We start from the raw sequence: 22,060 nt of genomic DNA, 5'->3' as shown, positions 1-22,060 counted from the left end.
AACGCGAAATACAGATGAAAACAAAATACATCGACTTGATCGAGCAGACATATGATTTCCCCCAAGAGGAATTCCAATTGGAGGACAATAAATTACAATTCCATGGTATTGACCTATATGATTTGGTACAGCGCTATGGAGCTCCCTTGAAGTTTACCTATTTGCCCAAGATTTCCGATAACATACAACGGGCTAAAAAATGGTTTGGCGAAGCCATGGAGAAACATGCCTACAAGGGAAAGTATCATTATTGCTATTGCACCAAAAGTTCCCATTTTGAGCATGTGCTCAATGAGGCTCTTAAGAATGACATCCATATTGAGACCTCTTCAGCTTTTGATATTGATATCGTGGAGCATTTGAAGAAAAGCGGGAAGATTTCCAAGAATACCTATGTGCTTTGCAATGGCTTTAAAAGGGACCAATATGTGCAGAACATTGCCCGGTTGATCAACAATGGACACAAGAACTGCATCCCAATTATTGACAACTACGAGGAATTGGAACTTTTGGGAGAGTCCATTGAGGACAATTTTAAGGTAGGAATACGGATTGCTTCCGAGGAAGAACCCAAGTTTGAGTTTTATACCTCAAGGTTGGGCATTGGATACAAGAACATTGTGCCTTTTTACAATCAATCCATAAAGGGAAATCCCAAGGTGGAACTGAAGATGTTGCACTTTTTCATTAATACGGGGATTCGGGACACGGCCTACTATTGGAACGAACTGGTAAAATGTTTGAAAGTATACGTAAGCCTGAAGAAGGTTTGTCCTACTTTGGACAGTTTGAACATTGGTGGCGGGTTCCCAATCAAGAATTCCTTGGCCTTTGAGTATGATTATGCCTATATGGTGGATGAAATCATTCATCAGATCAAACAGGCTTGTGATGAGGCAGGAGTGGAGGTGCCCAACATTTTTACCGAGTTTGGAAGCTTTACCGTAGGAGAAAGCGGAGGAACCATTTATGAGGTGCTGTACCAGAAGCAACAGAATGACCGGGAAAAGTGGAACATGATCAATTCTTCGTTCATTACTACCATGCCAGATTCCTGGGCCATTAGTAAACGGTTCATCATGCTGGCCATTAACCGATGGAACGAGGAGTATGAGCGTATCCTGTTGGGAGGACTTACCTGTGACAGTGATGATTATTACAACTCGGAACAACATATGAACGCCATCTATCTGCCCAAATACAGAAAAGACAAACCGCTATATATTGGATTTTTCAATACTGGGGCATATCAGGAGACCATTGGCGGATTTGGCGGTTTGCAACACTGCCTTATACCACATCCCAAACACATTCTGATCAACAAGGATGAGGATGGAAATATAGACACCTCCGTGTTTGCAGAACAGCAGACCGCACAAGAGTTTCTTTCCATCTTGGGATACGGAACCAAAAAAGATGAAAACGTCTTGATAGACCCAAAAAAACTGCTGGTTTCCAGCAAAAACTGAATACGAATAATAAACTAAAATGAATACGAATAAAACATACGCCGGTATTCCAAAGGAATACGGTTCGGCCGAAAAGGCCAAAGTGGTATTGTTGCCCGTTCCCTATGATGGCACCAGTACTTGGGGTAAAGGTGCGGACAAAGGTCCGGATGCCTTTTTGGATGCCTCTGAAAACATGGAGCTATACGATATTGAAACGGATAGTGAGGTGTACAAGGAAGGTATTTACCTTTCTGAACCCATCACGGATTTTGAGACCCCCGAGACCATGGTCAATGCGGTGCACAAAACCGTGAAGGAATACATCAAACGAAACAAGTTGGTGACTATGTTCGGTGGGGAGCATTCCATATCCATTGGTGCAATCCGCGCGTTTAATGAGTCTTTTGAAGATTTGACCGTGCTTCAGATTGATGCCCATGCCGATTTGCGTAAGGAATACCTTGGCACCAAGTACAACCATGCCTGCGCCCTCTATGAGGCCAATGAGACTACCAACCTCGTTCAAGTAGGTATCCGTAGCATGGATCATGCCGAGACCTTGGTCATGGATAGGGATAAGGTGTTCTTTGCCCATGAAATGGTGACTGATGATTTTTGGATGGACAATGCTTTGGACCTGATGACCGATACGGTCTATATTACCTTTGATTTGGATGCGTTTGATCCTTCTATCCTTCCATCCACAGGAACTCCGGAGCCGGGAGGCCTGTTTTGGTACGAGACCTTGGATTTTCTAAAAAGGGTGTTCGAGGAAAAGAACGTGGTAGGTTTTGATATTGTGGAGCTATGCCCTAATGAAGTGGACCGCTCCTCGGATTTTTTAGCCGCAAAGCTGTACTACAAAATGTTGAGTTATAAATTTTTAAAGAAAAACGATTTTCAGGAAGAAGGTTTTTCACAAGCTGAGGATGGCTTTAAGAAATCTTCCAATGCCATAGACGATTACGATGAATAACAAAGGAGAAATATCACAATTCATTCAAAAATACTTCCTTCACTTCAACGCGGCCTCCGTGGTCGATGCGGCGAAGGGATATGAAGCACAATTGGATCAAGGGGCCAAAATGCTGGTTTCCTTGGCGGGGGCCATGAGCACCGCGGAGCTGGGCAAGATCTTTTCGGAGATCATACGCCAGGACAAAGTACACATTGTCTCATGTACCGGGGCCAACTTGGAGGAAGACCTTATGAATTTAGTGGCCCATTCCCACTACAAAAGAATTCCAAACTACAGGGACCTTACCCCTCAGGAAGAATGGGATTTACTGGAAAAGGGATTGAACCGTGTTACGGACACCTGCATCCCAGAGGAAGAGGCTTTTAGAAGATTGCAACAGCATATTTACAAGCTTTGGAAGAAGGCCGAGGAAGAAGGAAAAAGGTATTTTCCGCATGAGTATATGTACCAATTGCTCTTATCTGGCGTTTTAGAAGAGTATTACGAGATTGATATAAAGGATTCTTGGATGTACGCCGCTGCACAAAAAAACCTGCCCATTGTGGTCCCTGGTTGGGAAGATAGCACCATGGGGAACATTTTTGCCAGCTATGTGATCAAGGGTGAGTTAAAGGCCAGTACCGTGAAATCGGGAATAGAATACATGACCTTTTTGGCCGATTGGTACCTGAAAAACTCTGAAAAAGGCATTGGCTTTTTTCAAATTGGAGGAGGTATTGCCGGGGATTTTCCCATCTGTGTGGTGCCCATGTTGTATCAGGATTTGGAACAGACCGAAACTCCTTTTTGGAGCTATTTCTGCCAGATCAGCGACTCTACCACCAGCTACGGATCGTACTCTGGGGCAGTACCCAATGAGAAGATCACTTGGGGGAAATTGGATATCGATACCCCAAAATATATCATAGAATCCGATGCGACCATCGTGGCGCCTTTGATTTTTGCCTACCTTTTAAATATGTAATGATGAAGAACAGGCAAACTTTAGGATTGAAAAGGGTAATCGTCGATTACAAAAAACTTAACCGGCATGTGCTGGATCTTTTGGTGGAGAAATATCCGGATGGGTACGACGATAGGGACATTGTTACCTACAGAAACAGTGACAATGAGATTGTGGAATGCATCGAGGTCAGGACAGATGATACGGCGTATTTGGTAAAAGTGAGCAAGCGATTGGTCATGGCCATGGAGGACCATGAAGAATCCGACAACGATAACGACGAAGAAACATCCCTGGACACGGATGGGTTGGAGACTTCCGAAGAGGAGTGAGCATCCAGTAAAAGGTCCAAACAATGAGTACAGGTCATTAATTTTTTTTAGTGTATGAAGACTATTTTTTTAATGTTCTTGTCCTTGGCAACCCTTATGGAAGTGCCTACCACCCAGGAATCTGCTGTGGAGGCTACGTTTAATGGTTATGTGGAGGACTTGTACGATTTCACCGATGCGGACGGATCTACTTATGGATTCGCGGAGATTGAACCCTCTGCAGCCGAAAAGTACGATTTGGATTCAACCGATTTAGTGGGGAAACTCTTTAGGGTTACCTACAAAGTTGATACCGCGATTGATGAAGACGAAGAAGAATATGACATTCTTGTCATAGTGGATTTAAAAGTATTGGAATAATCAGATAAGGGCAGATAGCCTCTGCCCTTGTCCATACACTTTCAAATGAAAAAAGTGGTCAAATCTAGGTTGGTAGCCACCCATAAGGACAAGGTGTTGGTGTTGAAAAAGGTGGATAAGCCACTTCGATATACCTTGCCCGGCGGTGTCAAGAAAAGGAAGGAGACCGAAGAGGAGACCTTGATTCGTGAAGTTGGGGAGGAAGTTAAGCTGAAGTTGTCCGCTGGGCAGTTCCAATTTTACCTTTCGCACCTCAAAAAAGGAAAAGAAGGTGCTGTCGTCAAAAACTATTATCTGGTACACTTGGAGGCAAAACCCATCAAAGTGAAGGAAAAGCACAAGTTTGCGGCTGCTAGTTGGATGCCTTGGAAAGAAGCCTTGCCCTTTATGGATAAATCGGACCGAATGGCAGTACGGTCCTATTTCAAAAGTTTTAAGAGAAAAGCAAAAAATAAGAATAATGGACATCAAGTTTCATCTCGCCTTGCCATGTAAGAACATTGCCGAGACCAAAGCTTTTTACCAAGATGTGGTGAAGGCCAATTTGGGAAGGCAGACTGAAAAGTGGTTGGATGTTGACCTTTTTGGCCATCAACTGACCTTTACCGAATCGGGCAGTTTTAATTTCGATTTTAAAAACTACCGCTTGGAGGATTATATCTTGCCCTCGTTCCATTTTGGTGTCATTGTACCTGTGGATGTTTGGGGCGAACTATACTCGAGATTGTTCCAATTGGATTTGGAAATCACCACCGAAGCCACCTTTATGCAAAACAAAACGGGGGAACACCTTTCCTTTTTTGTGCAAGACCCCAATGGGTATATGGTAGAGTTCAAAAGCTTCAAGGACTCCGGTGAGATTTTTGCGCTGTAAAAATGGATACAAAAGCTATAGCGGTACACTTGGCCGCAAGCATCGATATTTCCAGTTGCAGACGGGCCATCAAGGGGGAGCTTCTGTTTGGGGACCGTGATGAGCTGTTCTATTCCGATGACATAGGGTATTTGTACATATTCAAGTACGGAATTGTAGCGTTCTACGGGTATGATTGGAATGGGATAGACCAAATTTCAGAAATGATCAAACCTTTCTGTTTGGAATGGCGTTCCCCGGAACTTACGGAAGAAATAGAGGTACAACTGGAATCGGAGGATTTTCAGCCCAAAGTAGGGAACAATAAAGTAATCTTACCAAAATCCAACATAGAGGCCATGCGCCTTACCTTACTCCATCTTTCACAATCTGTGGCCTTGGATTATTTTGCCGGGCTTTCCGAGCAGATCATGAAAGAGACGAGGGCCCATACGACCTATCTGGAACGCTTTGGAAAGTTGGACCTGGGTGGAAAGAAACTGAAAAAACATATCGGTAGGGTATTGAACATCAACAACCAGATATCCGAAAACCTTTATATTTTTGACTCCCATGAAGTGGCTTGGGAAGATGAGGCTTTGGACCGATTGGACAAAAATTTAAAACAGACCTTTGACCTTAAGGAAAGATATCGTACCATTAAGGAACAAGGATACATCATAAAGGAAAATTTAAGTCTTTTCAAGGACATAATGGACCATAGGGAAAGTAGTAGACTGGAATGGATCATCATTATTTTGATTTTGGTCGAGGTCATGGACCTATTCATTATGCGATTGATCAATTAATCATAATTTATTTTGGACGTAACAAAAATATTGGGCAGCGAGGAGTGGTGCCGTTTGGAGGAAATGGGAATTCCGGCCATAAAGGCACGGGTGGACTCAGGGGCGAAGACCTCTTCGATTCAAGCCAACAAAATCAAGATTTTTACAAAAGGATTGGAAGACTGGGTGCGATTTGAAGTAAACCCATTGCAGGATAACCGAAGTATTTCCATCCTTTGCCAAGCAAAGTTGTACGATGTAAGGAACGTAAAGAGTTCCCAAGGTATTTCCGAGGAACGCCCAGTGATCAAGACCCCGGTTACCATTGGCGACGAAACGTTTGAAATAGAGTTGACCCTTGCCAATAGGGATACCATGGAGTATCGTATGCTCTTGGGGCGCGAGGCCCTCAATGGACGTTTTTTGGTAGATCCTTCCAAAAGTTTTTGTCAGGGTGATGTTCCCCAAGACGAAATTACCAGAAAGTACAGGCCTTTCATGACCGAAAAGTCGGGATTGACCTTGGGTCTCTTGGCCAGCAACCCAGAACTGTACAGCAACAAAAGAATTGTTGAAGCTGGAGAGTTGAGGGGACACAAAGTAGTTTTTCTGAACGTGGAAAACGTGTACATGAAACTGGATGCAGGCTCTCCTGAGATTCGGTACCGGGGCGGGAATATTCTGGATAAGTTTGATGCGGTGATTCCTCGGATAAAACCCTCCGTTACCTTTTATGGGTGTGCTCTACTACGGCAGTTTGATACCCTTGGGGTGTACTGTCTCAATACCGCTGATTCCATTACCAAGTCCAGGGATAAGCTGTTTGCTTCCCAATTGTTCTCCAAAAACGATATCCATATCCCCATTACCGGTTTTGCCAAATCCCCCATGGATACCAAGGACCTTATACGAATGGTAAACGGTTCCCCATTGATCATAAAACTTTTGGAAAGTACCCAGGGCAAAGGTGTGGTGTTGGCAGAGACCAATAAAGCGGCCGAAAGTGTCATCAATGCCTTCAAAAGTGTGCAGACCAACATTTTGGTACAGGAATTCATCAAGGAAGCCAACGGTCAGGATATTCGTTGTTTTGTGGTGAATGGAAAAGTCGTGGCCTCCATGCAGCGCCAGGCACAAAAAGGGGAGTTCAGGGCCAATATCCATCAAGGTGGGGCCGCCTCTTTGGTAAAGATCACCCCGGAAGAACGAAAATTGGCCATTAAATCCGCCAAGGTACTCAACTTGGATGTGGCGGGAGTGGATATCATCCGTTCCAATAGAGGGCCACTGCTGCTCGAGGTGAACTCTTCCCCCGGTTTGGAGGGCATAGAGAATGCCACGGGAATGGACATCGCCAACGTCATGATCGAGACCATTGAAAAAAAACTGAAATACTCCAGATAGCGGAACACTCCAATTGTAATTTACTTTTCGAAGGAATTTTCTTTCCCTTCATACCGTTTTGTAGAAGTCATTTTAAAAATATGAATTCAAAACGGCCATTCGTGAACGCAAAAGGGTCATTGGTTAATTCACCCCTATTTTAAAAAACGATTCACTGTAAGTTTACCCCAGTCAAAACAAGATGCTTTAAAGTTAAAAGCACAAACCTCCTAAAATAGGATGGGGTAATTGTAGGGTACTCATAGTGTTCTTTACCTAAGTTCTAGTTCTAAAGAGGTTTCCGTTACGCCAGGGGGTTTTTGAGGTTGAGCCCCTTGGTTGTAACGGTTTTTGAAAAGCCAGGCAAAATTGTTTTTTCATGGACTGAATCTACTTATAAGCAAGAAGGGCCGCTCCCAACGGCTCTTTTTTATTTATCCATGGTCATGGTTTACGTCTCTGCTTGATAAATGTTCACATCTTTTTAATAAATCTAAAGCGGAATGCCCAATCCCGCTTTGTAAGTTTCTATACAAAAAACCTACTTTTGTAGGATAGAATATTGAGGAAGATTTTTGTTATGTCAGAACAACTGGAAAGAGTAAAAACATTGATTGTTGGTTCGGGACCTGCGGGTTACACGGCGGCAATCTACGCTGCTAGGGCCGATTTAAAACCTATACTATACACTGGAATGGAGCCTGGTGGGCAATTGACCACCACAACAGAGGTGGATAATTTCCCTGGATATCCCGAAGGGATAGATGGACCCACCATGATGATGCAACTGCAACAGCAAGCGGAACGATTTGGCACCGAGGTGCGAATAGGAATGATCACTGCAGTGGATTTGAGCGATGAGGTGGGAGGAATCCATAAAGTTACCGTGGATGATTCCAAAATCGTGGAAGCCGAGACCATTATCATTTCAACAGGAGCCTCTGCAAAATACTTGAACATCCCAAGCGAACAACGTTTAAGGGGTGGGGGAGTATCAGCCTGTGCGGTTTGTGATGGATTCTTTTACAAAGGTCAGGAAGTGGCCATCGTAGGTGGTGGGGATACTGCTGCGGAAGAAGCATCATACCTTGCCAATATCTGCAAAAAGGTCACCATGCTGATCCGTAAGGACGAAATGAGGGCCTCAAAAGCTATGCAACACAGGGTGAACAGTCTTGAAAACATAGAGGTTCGGTACAATACCGAAGTGGATGAAGTGATTGGGGACCAAGTGGTGGAAGGCCTTAGAATGGTAAACAACCAGACTGGGGAAAAAGAGGAAATTGCCATCACTGGACTCTTCATTGCCATTGGACATAAGCCCAATACCGATATTTTCAAGGGTCAACTGGAAATGGACGAAACAGGGTATCTCATTACCCAGCCTAAGTCCACCAAGACCAGTAAGCCCGGTGTATTTGCCAGTGGCGATGCCCAGGATAAGATATACAGACAGGCTATAACCGCAGCAGGAACAGGTTGTATGGCCGCCTTGGACGCAGAGCGTTATTTGGCCACTGTGGAAAGCAAGGAGACCTTGGTTTCCTAAGCTTGAAAAGCATTTCATTAAATTAAAAAAGGCACTGGATTTCCAGTGCCTTTTTTAGTGCAACCTTGATTTAATCAATCAATTCGAACGTAGTTTTCGGAGAAGGTCCTGTTACCTTCTTCATCAAAGCTTATTTGGCTATAGGTATCCTCTGTGATTTTAAGCTCAAAACGGAACACCCGTAGGGTATCCAAAGCGCTCATCATGGAGGAAGAGGCGTATTCCAAGGTTTCGATCAAGGAATCCGGTGTGATTTTATAGCTACCATACCCAAACCATTCCACAGTATCCTGTGGCACATAACGAGACCACATGACCCTGCCATTATAATACATCTTTACCTGTCGGTATCCATCTGCTTTGGGTACCGTGTCCGAAATGTTTACTCCATCATCGTAGCTGTAAAAACTCTTTAATTCCCATGTTCCCTCAATGGAATGCATTGTTTCAGGTTTTGGCGGTGTGAGCCATGCTGCGGAAATAAAAACCAACACCAATAAAACCAATCCAAGTATTTTCTTCATGATCGGTGTGTTTAAGTTAATGATTGTTAAGCCTTAATAAGATACGATAAAAACTGAACAATCCACAAAAACAGGATTAAAAAATTAACAATATCTCAATCAGGTGATTCTTGAGTCTGAAATGGATAGGAGAAATAAAAATTAGAAAAAAGTTGCGGTTCCATGATTTTTTTGAATATTGCACACTCTTATCTCAATATTTTTACAAATACAACATTTTTTTAAGTTATTGTTTGATTATTAAATTTTTTTCTCAATATTCATCATTAAATAACAAAAACTAAAGAATGAAGAACGTTTATTTCATTTTGATGGGGCTGTTTATGGGGCTAACCACCTATGGGCAGACTATCACAGGAACGGTCAGTGATTCATCGGGCCAACCTTTACCAGGGGTGACCATAGTTGTTCAAGGAACATCAAATGGCACGACAACAGATTTTGATGGGAATTACTCCATCACCGCTTCAAGCGGACAGATACTGCAATTCTCGTATTTGGGAATGCAGACGAAAGACGTGACCGTTGGGTCGCAGACCAGGCTCAATGTGGTCATGGAAGAAGATTCAACACAACTGGATGAAGTGGTGGTAACCGCTTTTGGTGTTGAACAGAAGCAAAAATCCCTAGGGTATTCGGTTACCAAGGTAAGTGCTGAAGATGTTAACCTTGTTGGACAGGCCAACCCAATCGAAACCCTGCAAGGACGTATTGCAGGAGTACAGATCAATCGTACATCTGGAACTTCCGGTGGTGGGGTGGACATCTTGATCCGTGGGGTAACTTCCATTGACCCTTCCCGGGGCAACCAACCTTTGATTATTGTGGATGGTCTGGCCCTTAACAACGATACCTTTGCGGGTGAAGTACGACCCAGTGCAGGTTCCAACTCGCCAAACAGTTCGGAGCAGTTTGCTTTTTCGAACAGGGCGGGGGATCTTAACCCAGAGGACATCGAAAGTTTTAACGTGTTAAAAGGTGCGGCGGCAACGGCACTTTATGGGGTAAGGGCTTCCAATGGGGCAATTATCATTACCACCAAGAAAGGAAAGCAGGGCAAAGCGAAGATCAATTTGACCGCTTCCACTACTTTCAGGACGGTGAGGACCACTCCGCCCCTTCAAACCAAATACAGGGAAGGGTTTTCCGGTGCTCCAAGAACATTGTACGATCCAAACTCCGAAACAGGGTTCAACCGGGTTCAAAATGCAACTTCTTTCTACTCATGGGGTCCCGAATATGCCTTGGATTCCTACGATTTGGGTGGAGGGGAGATTGTTGATTTGTCCAATGACCGTTTCTACAGTCCGTATGACATTTTTAGAACCGGGTTCAACTCCCAGCTCAACTTGAACCTTAGTGGGGCCAGTGAACGGTTGAATTATTATTTCTCTGTGGGTAACAACAGCGAGCAAGGGGTTTTGCCCAATACGGATTATAAAAAGACCAATTTTAGGTTGAAGGCAGGATATAAGGTAACGGATAACTTTACCATCGATGGTTCGGTAGCGTTCTCCAATTCTGGAGGAAAGAGGGCCAATGGTGGTGATAAATCCGTGATGAGTGCCCTTTCCTACTATTCAGGAACCTTTCCTATCAATGATTACAAGAACCCTGACGGTAGTGAGCGGGATTATTCCTTTGGTATTATAGACAACCCAAGGTACCTTATGGAAACCAGTAATTTGGAGGATGATGTAAACCGATGGATTGGGAACACCACCATGACGTGGTCTCCAAAAGATTGGGTCACCTTTACCTACGCTGCCCAGATAGACAACTACTCCGATGCCAGGAACCGTTATGTGGGCCCTGATTTGGATGGCGGCTCGCAAGTGGGCGGTTTTATCCTGGAACAGAATATTAATTTTACAGGGTTGGAATCCAACTTTTTGGCAGCGTTCAATAAATCTTGGTCAGATGATTTTACAACGGATTTGACTGTTGGACATCAATTGTCCGATTCAAAACGATCCTATCTTGAAGCTAGGGGAGAGGGATTGAACATTCCCGGATTGAACGAAATAGGCAATACCACCAACTTTTTTATCAATAAAAGTGTGGTACAGGAACGCGTAATGGGTGTTTTTGGAGAGCTTAAATTCGGATACAAAGACAAATTATTCCTGTCTTTGACCGGAAGAAATGACTGGATTTCCACTTTGCCCGCTGAAAACAGATCGTTCTTTTACCCATCGGCAAGTTTGGCCTATGACATATCCGACCTATTTGGGGAGAACGACGTGTTTACTTTTGGTAAGTTAAGAGCTTCATGGGCCGAAGTAGGTAAGGGTCCAGGATTTGGACAAGCAGGACAGTACTACGTAGTGGATGGTGACTTTCCCTTTGGTGGTGTTGGTGGATACAGAAGAAGTACCCAAAGAGGTTTCGAAATTGTACCCGAAAAGAACCAATCCACGGAATTTGGTGCCGATCTTAGGTTTATGGACAACCGCATTAGGTTGGATTATGCCTACTATAACTCCCGTGTCAAAGATCAAATATTTGGTGTAGGGGTGGCCAATTCCTCAGGATATTCCCAGATTTTCAGAAATGCAGGGGATTACAAAGTTTTTGGACATGAGTTTCTCTTAAGTGCGGATATCATCAGAAACCAAAATCTTAGATGGGAACTTATCCTAAACTGGTCTACCAGTGAAGGGGAGGTACTTGAAATTCCTGACGATGTTGAATCCATCATTTTTGCCGACTCTGGATTTGCAGGGGTGACCTCAGAAGTGAGGGAAGGTGATAAAATGGGGAATCTATACGGATACAAATGGGTCTATGAAAACGGGGAACGTTACATAGATGCCAATGGTTTACCCGTGATCAATACAGACGAAAGGGTCATAGTAGGAAATGCTTTCCCAGATTTCATCTCTTCCATTGGAAGTAACCTCAAATGGAAAGGTATTGGCTTCAATTTCTTGTTGGAATACAAGAAAGGCGGGGATTTGTACGATGCAGGCCAAAGAAATTCCATCAGAAACGGAATATTGGAGAGTACCCTTCAACGTGATGTCAACGTGGTGCTGGATGGTGTCATGGATGATGGAAATGGAGGATTTGTTCCCAATACAACAGAGACTTTGATTGATGCCAATTACTACAGAAATTCCAACGCGTACAACCGTGCCTCGGAAGTTTTGGTTCAGGATGCCTCATGGGTTAAGCTTAGGAGCGTTTCATTGTCCTATGATATCCAAAGTAAGATCATCAGGGATTTAAACCTTGAAAAGGTTAGTGTTTCGGCCAGTGTCAATAACGTTTTGCTCTGGACTCCTTTTGATGGGTATGATCCAGAAGGAAACCAGTACAGTGCTGGTAGCAATGTATATGGTTTCACCGGATTGAACATTCCATTGAGTGAAAGCTATTCGTTTGGTTTAAATATTGCATTTTAAAAAATGACTATGAAAAGAGTAAGAATAAGTATAGATAAGGTTTTTCTACTGTGCTCCCTAGTGTTTGCCGTGAGTTGCAGTGAGGATTATTTTGATGTGAACACCCCTTCCAATACCGCCACTGAGGAAGCATTGCGTATGCAGGACCTGATGGCTCCTGTGATACACAGCACCATGGAAGGGCAACGATCTGCCGAACTTTCCTTTGGCAATTACGTACAATATTTTGTGAATACCGGCGGAGGCGCTGCCGGGCAGACTTCAGTGGATGGTTTATGGAGCCAGGTGTATCTCTATATTTTGCCCAATCTGCAAGTGATAAAGGCAAAGGCAGTGGAAAATGGAGCGACCCATATAGAGGCCATTTCAGACATTCTCATCGCGGCCAATATTGGTATCGCTACGGATACTTGGGACAATATCCCATATTCTGAAGCAGGCGATGGCCCAGCGAACAATTTCCCAACGTTTGATACCCAAGAGGAAATCTACACGCAGATTTTTAGTCTGTTGGATGCTGCCATCACCAAATTGGAAGCTGCGGATACCTCTGTGTTCGACTTAGGCTCCTCTGATTTGATTTATGGAGGGGATACTGATAAATGGCTAAGGGCCGCGTATTCATTGAAAGCACGCTATCAACTACATTTGGTCAACAAAGGGGTTGTTTCACCAAATGATGTACTGGCCACCGTGGCAAATGGGTTTACCTCGAACGAAGACAACTTCGCCATGTATTATGACGATAGAAACATCAACCCTTGGTATTCTGAGGAGGTTTTGGCCCGAAATACAGGAAACCTGAGCAAGGATATCGCAAGTCAATTGGTGAGTTCCATGAACGGGGAGTATTTTCCCTTTGTAGGTGGAACCGTGGAAATAGACCCAAGGCTTCCCTTGTTTGCCGAAAACAATGATGAAGCGGAATACAAAGGTTATGTAAGTGGCGGAGGCGGTGTGGCACCTGATGGTACTGATGCCAATACGGGCTTCAGAACAGATGGGTTTTACACCAGCGTGGATTCTCCTTTGATCCTCATTAGCTATGCCGAAGTATTGTTCATTCAAGCGGAAGCCGCTTTCTTGGCGAATGGAGGCAATGAGACCAGTGTGGGCTCCAACGCAGCAGCGTACACCGCATACATGGACGGTATTGCCGCCAGTATGGAAATGTACGAAGTGGACGGTGCGGATTATATGGCGGATGGTGCCATTGCCGTTGGTGAAGGCGCCTTGATGTTGAGCCATATCATGAAAGAAAAGTACATCCATAATTTCTTAAATCCCGAAACCTTTGTGGATTACAGGAGATATGACTTTTCAGACGATGTTTTCACTGGATTGGAAATCAGAAGTGAGGAAGAAAGTGCGGATACTGAATTTCCTGGCCAATGGTTCAGAAGGGCAAATTACCCTTCCAGTGAGTTGAACAGGAACGAAGCCAACGTACTGGCCAACCAAAAGGATCCTGTTGCTCCTGTTTGGTGGGATGAATAGTAATAGACTTAGAGTATAATTAAAAGGCCATCCCAATTGGGATGGCCTTTTTACTGTTGAATATTTTGAACCTAAAAGACATTCTTTTCCGTCAAGTACAAAAGTCCTTCGTCCGTTTCGTTTAGAATACGTTTGCTACGGAGATAGCGATTGTAGTTGTATTCATCAAAATTTTCAGAGTCCTTGTCCATACTGCTGATATGCACATCCCCGGCAGAGTGTATAAATTCATTGTTTCCAACCCACATGCCCACATGGATTACCCTTTCTGGGTTGGTATCGGTTGCCTTTCTTCCAAAGAAGAGCAGATCACCGGGAACCAATTTGTCAAAATCCTTGGAATCATCGATCAAAATCCCTTCATGAATTTGTTGGGAAGCATCACGGGGTATGATCATCCCGTTCATAAAATATACGGTTTTGGTAAAACCGCTGCAATCCACACCTTTGGCTGAAGTCCCTCCCCATAGGTACGGCACGCCCAGCATTTTTTTGGAAGTGGCCACCAAAGCTTCCTTGGTAAGGGGCAATGCGGAGGTCCACGTTGCGTAAGGGGCTGCCTCTGATTTGGAAATAAAGCCTTTTCTCCCATCAGGATAGCTTACCGCATAGAAATTACCTTGCTCGGAAGTCAATTGCAAAATGTCGCCAAAGACCAAATCGGATACCACTTGGGATGCCGGATCCGCTTCGGCAAAGGCATTTCCATAGGTTTGGGTGTAGATCAACTTATCGGAGGCTTGCCATTCCCCAAAAACGGTTTGGTCCATCAATTCCAATCCACCGCTATCTACCCACCCCAAATAGTGGTCGGGGGTTTGTACTCGATACCAGTTTCGTTCTTTCTGATACACTTTTAATGGGGTTCCCAAGGTTGCTTGGGTCACCATTTCGGCGGAATGTGCAGGATTTCCCCTTAAATTGGCCACGGAAACTGTTACCACACCTTGAACCTTGCCTTCCAAACTCGCAGAAGGAAGCACTTCAATACTGTCGGTATAGCTGATTTTTTGATTTTCAAGCGCTCCTCGGAAAGATTCTAGAGCATCGGGAAGGTTGGTCACACCTTTTATAAGATAACCTTGAGCATTTTTCTCAACTTCGACGTCAAAGATGGCTACGCGCTTGTCCGGTGCAAAGGTTTCCTTGGTAGAGGAAATAAGGGCATCGACTTTGTCATTTTCTTCGGTCGTATCTGTTTTGCATGCCGTAAAGAGAATGGACAGCGTCAGTAGGAGTGATAATCCTTTTTCGCGAAAGCTTGGATACTTCATGAATGTGTTTTTAAATGTTTTGGTTGGTTAATCCATGCAAAATAACCAATTAGAGTGATATGGGCTTAACTCATCAGGCGGTTTAGATCATTTGCCAATCGTAGGATGTCCTCTTTTTGATGGTAGGCGCTCAATACAATTCTACTGATGATGGGCCCATTGTCATCCGGATAATTGAAATTGGTAAAGATAAAACCATTCTTTTCCAGTGACTTGGCCAATTTTGGATTGGAAAACTCAAAGGTGGGATGCCCTTCAATATGGGTGAAGGTTTCCAAAGAATGCAAGGATTTTTTAAAAAGCTCCAAATGCTCCATGACAACAGCCCTTCTTTCCCTATAAATTGGGGCGGCATCCAAAAGGGTACCCATAAATGCAGGCGGAGCCGGGCTCGCACCTCCATAGAAAGCTGTGTTTCGGAGCATTTGTATGTTGTCGGAGGTTCCGAGTACTGCCCCGGCCTGTATCCCAAGACCTTTTCCCAAGGAACAGCAGACCATAAGCTGTGCCGGACTTAGATCTTTTAACAATGCATAACAACCCTTGCCCTGTTCTCCCACAATGCCAATACCATGGGAATCATCGCCCACTAAAATGATTTTTTCCAACGGGAGTTCGCGTAGTGCCTCAAAATTGGGAAACTGTCTGCCCGAAAAATCCAAAGTGTCAAAAAGCACCACGGGAGGTTTACTTTCAGGGTTTTCTTCCAAGGTTAGGGTGATGTGCTGGTGCAGCTCCTCAAAACTTTGGGTTTGCACCACACCATGTACCAAGAGGGCCGTATGGGCGTTGGGTGCGGCAAAAAGGGGATGCCCTTTTTGCAAAAGGGTCTGGACCACCAACTGGGCGGCCAAATATCCTGATGACAAAGTCACACACGCTTCGCTACCTGCCCACTGGCTCAACCATTCTTCGGCTTGGGGATATATTTCCAAGGCTACATTGGACTTTCGGGACGCCCCATAATGGAGTCCGTATTGCTGCACATTCTTTAAAAATACTTCCATGAAAGGAGCATGGGACTGCAATCCCAGATAAGCAGTGCCCCCAAAATAGAGATACTCCTTACCATCTAGCAATATGGTCCGGTCAGGTATGTGTTGCAGCAAGTGCGCCATTACAGCAATTGTATTCCACTACCGGGAAGCTCTGGAAAAATGAGTTTACCATCATCCAGAATCTGTACGCCTTTTGCAATGTCGGTTTTTAACAACAACGGACCATCCATATCCACAAAATCCAGTTGGGGCAGTAGCTGGGCAATGGCCGATATGCCCACAGTGGACTCGGTCATACAACCTACCATTACTTTTAATCCTAGTTCCTTGGCTTTTTGGATCATCCTGCGGGCAGGGGTAAGGCCACCACATTTGGTCAATTTTATATTGATGCCATCAAAGTACCCACCACAGTTTTCAACATCGCTTTCCACGATACAGCTTTCATCGGCAATGACCGGGAGCACACATTCCTTTTTCACTTTTTCCATGCCTTCCCAATCATCCGCCTTTAAGGGTTGTTCCAAAAATTCAACCCCCAACTCTTTTAAAAGAGGAGCATTTCTTAGGGTTTCTTCGGCGGTCCATGCGCAATTGGCATCTATGCGGAATACACTATCGGTGTGTTTACGCAATTCCTTCACAATGGCCACGTCATCCGATGTGCCCAGTTTTATTTTGTAGACAGGCCAAGGTTTTTCCTGTAGTTTTTCAACCATTTTGGGAATGGTGTCAATACCAATGGTATAATTGGTAATGGGGTATTTGGAGGTATTGGTGCCCCAGATTTCATATAGAGGCTTCCCTTGGAGTTTACCATAAAGATCATTGGCGGCCAAATCCATGGCACAAAGGGTGAAGTTTTGTAGCCCTAAACCTTTTAGGTATGCATGAAACTTTTCGGGCGTATCAAAATCGTAGCTCTCTATCTCCTGTTGTAGGCTTTCTATTTCGGCCTTCATGCTTTCCACCGTGATGTTGTAATACGGATTGGAGGTAGCTTCCCCATAGCCTGTTTTTCCGTTAAGCGAAAGACAGACAATCATGGTGTCTTGGGTGACATGGGTTTCTCTTGAGATGCCAAAGGGATGTTGCAGTTGCAACACGTATTTTTTGATTTCTATGCGCATTTGTACAATGATTTTTGGACTTGCTAAGATAACCACATCGGATGTTGAAAAAGCAAAAACCCACTGAAATTTCAGTGGGTTTTCAAGATTTTGGATGGTTTGGTCCCTTCAATACTTATGAATGCTCCCTGATACGGATTTTTTCTTTTGCACACTGGCCTCACCGGTATAGGAGATGTCCGCTCCACTGCTGGCATCGGCAATCAATGACTCGGTTACGTTCACAGAAATATCGGCACCGCTACTGGCATCGGCATTACATGTTTTGGTGGTCAATTCACTTGCTTTGATGTCGGACCCGCTACTGGCATCGGCGTAGAGCATATTGGCCTTTCCGGAAATCTTGATATCGGCACCGCTACTGGCTTCTGCTGAAATCTCATCGGCCACAAGTTCAACCTGTAGGTCGGACCCGCTACTGGCATCCAGTTCGATTTTTTGGGCCTCAATGACATTTTGAACAATGAGGTCTGCCCCACTGGAACTTTCCAAAGCAGTGATCTCTGGAAGGGAAACATAGATTTTTTTAGTGGCCCTGCCAATGTTCTCGGTCGTATGGATCTTAAGCCTTCCATCCCTTACATCGGTGGCGATCAAGTCTATAATGTTCTCATCCGCTTCCACAGAGATCTTAAAGTCCCGGTCTTGGGTAACATAAACATCCAGACCCTCCGAAGCGGAGATCATGGTAAAGTCTTCAGAGACATTTCGGGTTTCTTCCACCACTTGGCCATTTCCTTTTTTACCGCTTCCAAAGTTGATGTCCATCATACAGGAAGAAGCAAATAAGGAAAAGAGTACTGCGATTGCTAATCTTGCTAGTGTTGTCATGGTTGTTGTTTTTTGCCCCAGTTCAGGGACTGTTCGTGATTTGATTGATGATTGTTACTTATTATTTAGGTGTAAAACTCGTTTTTGTTTTCTATTTAATACAGTAAAGCTTACCCAACTGTAGAAAATGCTTTCTCAATTGTTGTTTTTGTCACCGGCCTTAACTTTAATACCGCCTTCGCCAATTTTCATTTCAAAGGAATCGTTATGGTCCTTGATGTCAATGTTTACCCCATTTTCATCGATGATGATCTTTCCGCCCTCTTCTCTCTCGTCGGGGTTTTCTTCTTCCTCTTCGGGACAATCCTGGCACTTGAGTTCCCCATCGCTTCCCATGACCCAGGTATATCCCACCATACTACTGCGGTAATAATCCTTGTCATTTTCTATGCCACGGCCAATATGCCCATGGGTGGATTCTTTAAGAATCAAGGTTTTTCCTTCGGGCACATAAATGGTCACCGTGACCTCTTGGTTCCTGGCCTTGTTGGAAACATCGGTGGTCAAATGTTCATCCAACAGGATTTGATTTCCATTAACCTCATAATTGTAGTTGATGTTCTTGGCCCGGTCCCTGGCTGCCCGTACCGAGCTTCCTTGGGAATCCTTACGCACATTGATTTTTACTTCTTCATCATCGGACTGACGGATTCTGATATCCACTTCGTCAGAAATCAGGATTCTATTGTCGTCCTTATCATAGGTAAAGGTCATGCGTCCAAAATGAACATCATCCATACCGTATTGATAGCCCGTGTCCTTCATGCTGATGAACAACGTGTCGGCAGGATTTTCCATCACCACTTCATAGTCTTCGTGTACACTACCTACATTGGCGAATTCAGCAGCTTGGCGAACTCCCAAGGCAAATAGGGAGCCTATGGAAAGCAACCACAGTCCCAAAAGGGAAAACTTGGCAATGTTCCCGATGGATTTTAGGTTGTTTACCAAAATCTTCAGTCCCAAATAAAGGATAAAGAAGAATGGAATGCCAATGGCAAAGAACAATAGCAGGGAAACAGCCCAAACCGGGGCTCCGGTGGTGTTCACGATTTCGTAGAAATCCACTCCGGGAAAGTTTACCGCGTTGAACATGCCTACGGTAAATAGGGCCACAAACAATCCGATCAAGGTAGATGCGCCTATGATGATCAACATAATACCAATGAACTTGCCAAAAATTTTGAACAGGAACATGATGATATCCCCTAAGGTGTCGAAAAAGGTCTTGGAGCCGCTTTTGACCTTGTTGCCCACTTTCTCGTAGTCAACGTTCTTTACCTTGTCGGCAACATCACCAAACCCCTCTTTGACCTTGCGTTCTATATTGCTGATGTTGATAGGCTCTCCCCGCATGTCCAATTTTTGCGAGGTGGTGGCAGCTTCGGGTACCAAGATCCATAATAGGATATAGGCAATTAACCCGAAACCGGTGAATACGGCCAAAAGGATAAAGATCAAACGGATCCATAAGGCATCAAACCCCAGGTAGTGCTCCAGACCCGCGCAGACTCCACCGATGTATTTCTGGTCGATATCCCGGTACAATTTCTTGGAACGGGCAGTAGTGGTGCGTTCGTAGGCCTTTTTGGGTTCATCCTCAAAAATATCCTCGTCCACCATATAGTCTTCGGGCTGACCCATGACGTTGATCACCTCATCCACTTGTTTGTGGGTGATGACCTGTCGTTCGTTCTCCATTTTCTCGAGAAAGAGTTCGGCAATCCGTGCTTCAATGTCGGCTATGATCTCATCGCTTCCGGGAGTTCCGGCAAACGACCGTTTTATAGACTCGAGATAGCGTCTTAGCTTGTTATACGCGTCATCGTCTATGTGGAAGAGCGTATTGGCCAAATTTATATTTACTGTCTTGTTCATTTTAGATTGTTATTTAGTGTTGGTTACCAAATTCACTGCGTTTCTTAGTTCATCCCAAGTACCGTTGAGTTCTTTGAGGAACAAACGGCCCGTTTCGGTGAGGGCGTAATATTTCCGTGGAGGTCCCGATGTGGATTCTTCCCAACGATAGTTGAGCAACCCCGCATTTTTTAACCTCGTCAACAAAGGGTAAATGGTCCCTTCCACTACTAGCATCTTGGCGTCTTTCAAGGCCTCCAGAATTTCCGATGCATACTTGTCGTCATCCTTTAGGATGGACAGGATACAGTATTCCAGAACCCCCTTGCGCATCTGTGCTTTTGTGTTTTCTATGTTCATAACTTCATGGTTCTATTTTATTAACTGTTCGCTTTTGTTTCCACTCCAGTCCCCTGTGATGAGCAGGGGAGTGGAAACGGTTTTTTGATTGATGATTGATTGATGATTGATTGATGAATTGTCCGTTTTTTGATTGATGATTAAACTCCCTTTTGTATTTAGATTTTGTTTGCTTCGTCCACAATGGTATTGTTTTCCAAGATGATCATTTTTGAAACCTCATGGCCATTGCTCCAGATAAATTTGAACTTGGTGCCCCGTTCCTTCAAGAAAAAAATGTTTTCGGCCTCCGGGTAAAGGTTCGCTTCAAATCCGTTTGATTGCAATAGCAAGTGATCGGAATCCTTGGTTATGGTCACCTTCCCCGCTTGAGGCGATTCATAATCCCCCACATAGCTGTTCAGGGTACCCTCCGAAAGGACGATTGCCTCCTTGGATACTGTCTGGGCATGATGGTCATAGCTCAATTCCCTTCTTACCTGCCATTGTCCATCTTTCAACAGCCAAACATGGGTAAACTTGGCGATATCCCCTTTTTGATATTCTTTTCTGTCGTTTAAAAACTCAAAGGTATGTACCCCATGCTGAATAGCCCCATAAAGTTCCCCGCCCTTGTAGAGCGGATATACTTCCAGACTTCCGTCCACCAAGATCCGTTTGGAACTTTGGGGCTCGGCCGGATTCTGCTTCGCACAATTCTCCCGGACAGATTTCAAGAATGCCTTCCTGCCATCGGTAAAACCGCCTCTGTCATGGTAGAACTCAAAATCTTCGGTGAACAAGGATTCCAAGGTGGTCACATCACATTGATTGAAGGCAGCATCGAACAAAATACTGTCCTTGGATTTCAAGGTCTTGTACAACTCAGTGTCCTTGGCGACCTGCCCTTGAAGACTAAGCGATAGGACCATGATGCCCATTCCCAATATGTATCTTGCCTTTTGCATTACTTGATGAATTTTATGGTGAAGGGATATTTGAAATATTCCCCTTCATTGGTTCTGATGGTGGCCAAGATGGAATACACAACGTTTACCAAAGCCAATCCCACTTGGATAATACCACTGATACCTGCAGGCCAAAACAACCGTCCAAGCCTAAAGTTGTCACTGTCTATATGGATATTCAGGTTGTTGAGGTCGCTTAATCTATGGATGCCGAAAAGATCCCAGTTGAACAGGTCGGGCATAGCACCGAAAAAAAAGGGAATGCTGATCAAGCCGGCCACAATGGAGTAGAGGAGCATGCTCATTTGAAAGTTGAGCGCCTGCTTACCGTTGTGATCCACAAATTGATGCTCTTTCTTATTGGCCGTCCACAAGATCAAGGGAAGTATAAAGTTCCCAAAGGGAATAAAGTACTTTGAAAAGGTGGACGCGTGTATGATCGCGGATAGATTTCGTTCGTGTTTGGTTAATGTTGTAGCCATTTTTTGATTGATGATTTACAAATTGTCATTCTGAATTTAGTTCAGAATCTTTATGAAAGCTGGCCTCTATTTTGATGAGAACCTGAATCAAGTTCAGGTTGATGACAAGCATCAC

At 44.3% G+C, this 22,060-nt stretch carries 21 protein-coding genes; 12 read left to right on the top strand and 9 right to left on the bottom strand.

What is annotated here, in order from left to right; all coding sequences use genetic code 11:
• The first annotated feature begins 14 nt into the window (after positions 1 to 14).
• The 10 genes from DN53_RS02325 to trxB all read left to right on the top strand — a co-directional run bounded on the left by DN53_RS02325 (position 15) and on the right by trxB (position 8,638).
• The gene (locus DN53_RS02325; RefSeq protein WP_129652802.1) at positions 15 to 1,469 is read left to right on the top strand and encodes an arginine decarboxylase; all 1,455 of its coding nucleotides are present in this window, start codon (positions 15 to 17) and stop codon (positions 1,467 to 1,469) included.
• 19 nt (positions 1,470 to 1,488) lie between these two features.
• Positions 1,489 to 2,427 (top strand): agmatinase, encoded by a 939-nt coding sequence (gene speB / locus DN53_RS02320; RefSeq protein ID WP_129652801.1) that lies wholly within the window; start codon positions 1,489 to 1,491, stop codon positions 2,425 to 2,427.
• Positions 2,420 to 3,394, top strand: coding sequence for a deoxyhypusine synthase family protein (locus DN53_RS02315; RefSeq protein WP_129652800.1), 975 nt, complete (start codon positions 2,420 to 2,422; stop codon positions 3,392 to 3,394). The genes speB and DN53_RS02315 overlap by 8 nt, the downstream gene beginning before the upstream one ends.
• A 2-nt stretch (positions 3,395 to 3,396) precedes the next feature.
• The gene (locus DN53_RS02310) at positions 3,397 to 3,705 is read left to right on the top strand and encodes a hypothetical protein (protein ID WP_129652799.1); all 309 of its coding nucleotides are present in this window, start codon (positions 3,397 to 3,399) and stop codon (positions 3,703 to 3,705) included.
• 54 nt (positions 3,706 to 3,759) lie between these two features.
• On the top strand, positions 3,760 to 4,065 hold the full coding sequence (locus DN53_RS02305) for a hypothetical protein (protein WP_129652798.1): 306 nt from the start codon (positions 3,760 to 3,762) through the stop codon (positions 4,063 to 4,065).
• 45 nt (positions 4,066 to 4,110) lie between these two features.
• On the top strand, positions 4,111 to 4,560 hold the full coding sequence (locus DN53_RS02300; protein WP_129652797.1) for an NUDIX hydrolase: 450 nt from the start codon (positions 4,111 to 4,113) through the stop codon (positions 4,558 to 4,560).
• Positions 4,526 to 4,939: a VOC family protein gene (locus DN53_RS02295; protein WP_129652796.1), complete on the top strand. Its 414-nt coding sequence runs from the start codon at positions 4,526 to 4,528 to the stop codon at positions 4,937 to 4,939. Before DN53_RS02300 ends, DN53_RS02295 begins: the two co-directional genes overlap by 35 nt.
• A 2-nt stretch (positions 4,940 to 4,941) precedes the next feature.
• A complete protein-coding gene (locus DN53_RS02290) occupies positions 4,942 to 5,727 on the top strand; it encodes an RMD1 family protein (protein ID WP_129652795.1) in 786 nt (261 codons plus the stop codon).
• Between the two features lie 9 nt (positions 5,728 to 5,736).
• Complete coding sequence (gene rimK / locus DN53_RS02285; RefSeq protein ID WP_129652794.1) at positions 5,737 to 7,110, top strand: 30S ribosomal protein S6--L-glutamate ligase; 1,374 nt, start codon at positions 5,737 to 5,739, stop codon at positions 7,108 to 7,110.
• A gap of 559 nt (positions 7,111 to 7,669) precedes the next feature.
• Complete coding sequence (gene trxB, locus DN53_RS02280) at positions 7,670 to 8,638, top strand: thioredoxin-disulfide reductase (protein ID WP_129652793.1); 969 nt, start codon at positions 7,670 to 7,672, stop codon at positions 8,636 to 8,638.
• 74 nt (positions 8,639 to 8,712) lie between these two features.
• Here the strand turns inward: trxB and DN53_RS02275 are convergent, their stop codons facing one another.
• Positions 8,713 to 9,162 (bottom strand): hypothetical protein, encoded by a 450-nt coding sequence (locus tag DN53_RS02275; protein WP_129652792.1) that lies wholly within the window; start codon positions 9,160 to 9,162, stop codon positions 8,713 to 8,715.
• Between the two features lie 287 nt (positions 9,163 to 9,449).
• Here DN53_RS02275 and DN53_RS02270 point away from each other — a divergent pair, with 287 nt between their 5' ends.
• Both DN53_RS02270 and DN53_RS02265 read left to right on the top strand, forming a co-directional pair.
• Positions 9,450 to 12,569: a SusC/RagA family TonB-linked outer membrane protein gene (locus tag DN53_RS02270; protein WP_129652791.1), complete on the top strand. Its 3,120-nt coding sequence runs from the start codon at positions 9,450 to 9,452 to the stop codon at positions 12,567 to 12,569.
• 9 nt (positions 12,570 to 12,578) lie between these two features.
• Positions 12,579 to 14,066, top strand: a complete 1,488-nt coding sequence (locus tag DN53_RS02265; RefSeq protein ID WP_129652790.1) for a SusD/RagB family nutrient-binding outer membrane lipoprotein — start codon at positions 12,579 to 12,581, stop codon at positions 14,064 to 14,066.
• Between the two features lie 71 nt (positions 14,067 to 14,137).
• On the opposite strand, the gene DN53_RS02260 is transcribed toward DN53_RS02265, so the two are convergent.
• The 8 genes from DN53_RS02260 to DN53_RS02225 all read right to left on the bottom strand — a co-directional run bounded on the left by DN53_RS02260 (position 14,138) and on the right by DN53_RS02225 (position 21,945).
• Positions 14,138 to 15,340 (bottom strand): C40 family peptidase, encoded by a 1,203-nt coding sequence (locus DN53_RS02260; RefSeq protein ID WP_129652789.1) that lies wholly within the window; start codon positions 15,338 to 15,340, stop codon positions 14,138 to 14,140.
• A 65-nt stretch (positions 15,341 to 15,405) separates the two neighbouring features.
• Positions 15,406 to 16,458 carry a pyridoxal phosphate-dependent aminotransferase family protein gene (locus DN53_RS02255; protein ID WP_129652788.1) on the bottom strand — a complete coding sequence of 351 codons (1,053 nt, stop codon included), beginning with the start codon at positions 16,456 to 16,458 and terminating at the stop codon, positions 15,406 to 15,408.
• Complete coding sequence (locus tag DN53_RS02250; protein ID WP_129652787.1) at positions 16,458 to 17,468, bottom strand: dipeptide epimerase; 1,011 nt, start codon at positions 17,466 to 17,468, stop codon at positions 16,458 to 16,460. The genes DN53_RS02255 and DN53_RS02250 overlap by 1 nt, the downstream gene beginning before the upstream one ends.
• Before the next feature lie 108 nt (positions 17,469 to 17,576).
• The gene (locus DN53_RS02245) at positions 17,577 to 18,299 is read right to left on the bottom strand and encodes a head GIN domain-containing protein (protein WP_129652786.1); all 723 of its coding nucleotides are present in this window, start codon (positions 18,297 to 18,299) and stop codon (positions 17,577 to 17,579) included.
• Between the two features lie 135 nt (positions 18,300 to 18,434).
• Complete coding sequence (locus DN53_RS02240; RefSeq protein ID WP_129652785.1) at positions 18,435 to 20,177, bottom strand: PspC domain-containing protein; 1,743 nt, start codon at positions 20,175 to 20,177, stop codon at positions 18,435 to 18,437.
• Between the two features lie 9 nt (positions 20,178 to 20,186).
• Complete coding sequence (locus DN53_RS02235) at positions 20,187 to 20,516, bottom strand: PadR family transcriptional regulator (protein WP_129652784.1); 330 nt, start codon at positions 20,514 to 20,516, stop codon at positions 20,187 to 20,189.
• A gap of 158 nt (positions 20,517 to 20,674) precedes the next feature.
• Entirely contained in the window at positions 20,675 to 21,463 is a 789-nt protein-coding gene (locus DN53_RS02230) for a nuclear transport factor 2 family protein (RefSeq protein WP_129652783.1), read from the bottom strand.
• Positions 21,463 to 21,945, bottom strand: coding sequence for a DUF4870 domain-containing protein (locus tag DN53_RS02225; protein ID WP_129652782.1), 483 nt, complete (start codon positions 21,943 to 21,945; stop codon positions 21,463 to 21,465). The genes DN53_RS02230 and DN53_RS02225 overlap by 1 nt, the downstream gene beginning before the upstream one ends.
• Positions 21,946 to 22,060 lie beyond the last annotated feature (115 nt).

The sequence above is a fragment of the Flagellimonas olearia genome, assembly GCF_004150225.1.
Taxonomy (GTDB): domain Bacteria; phylum Bacteroidota; class Bacteroidia; order Flavobacteriales; family Flavobacteriaceae; genus Flagellimonas; species Flagellimonas olearia.
This window is presented reverse-complemented; position numbering and strand designations above follow the sequence as displayed.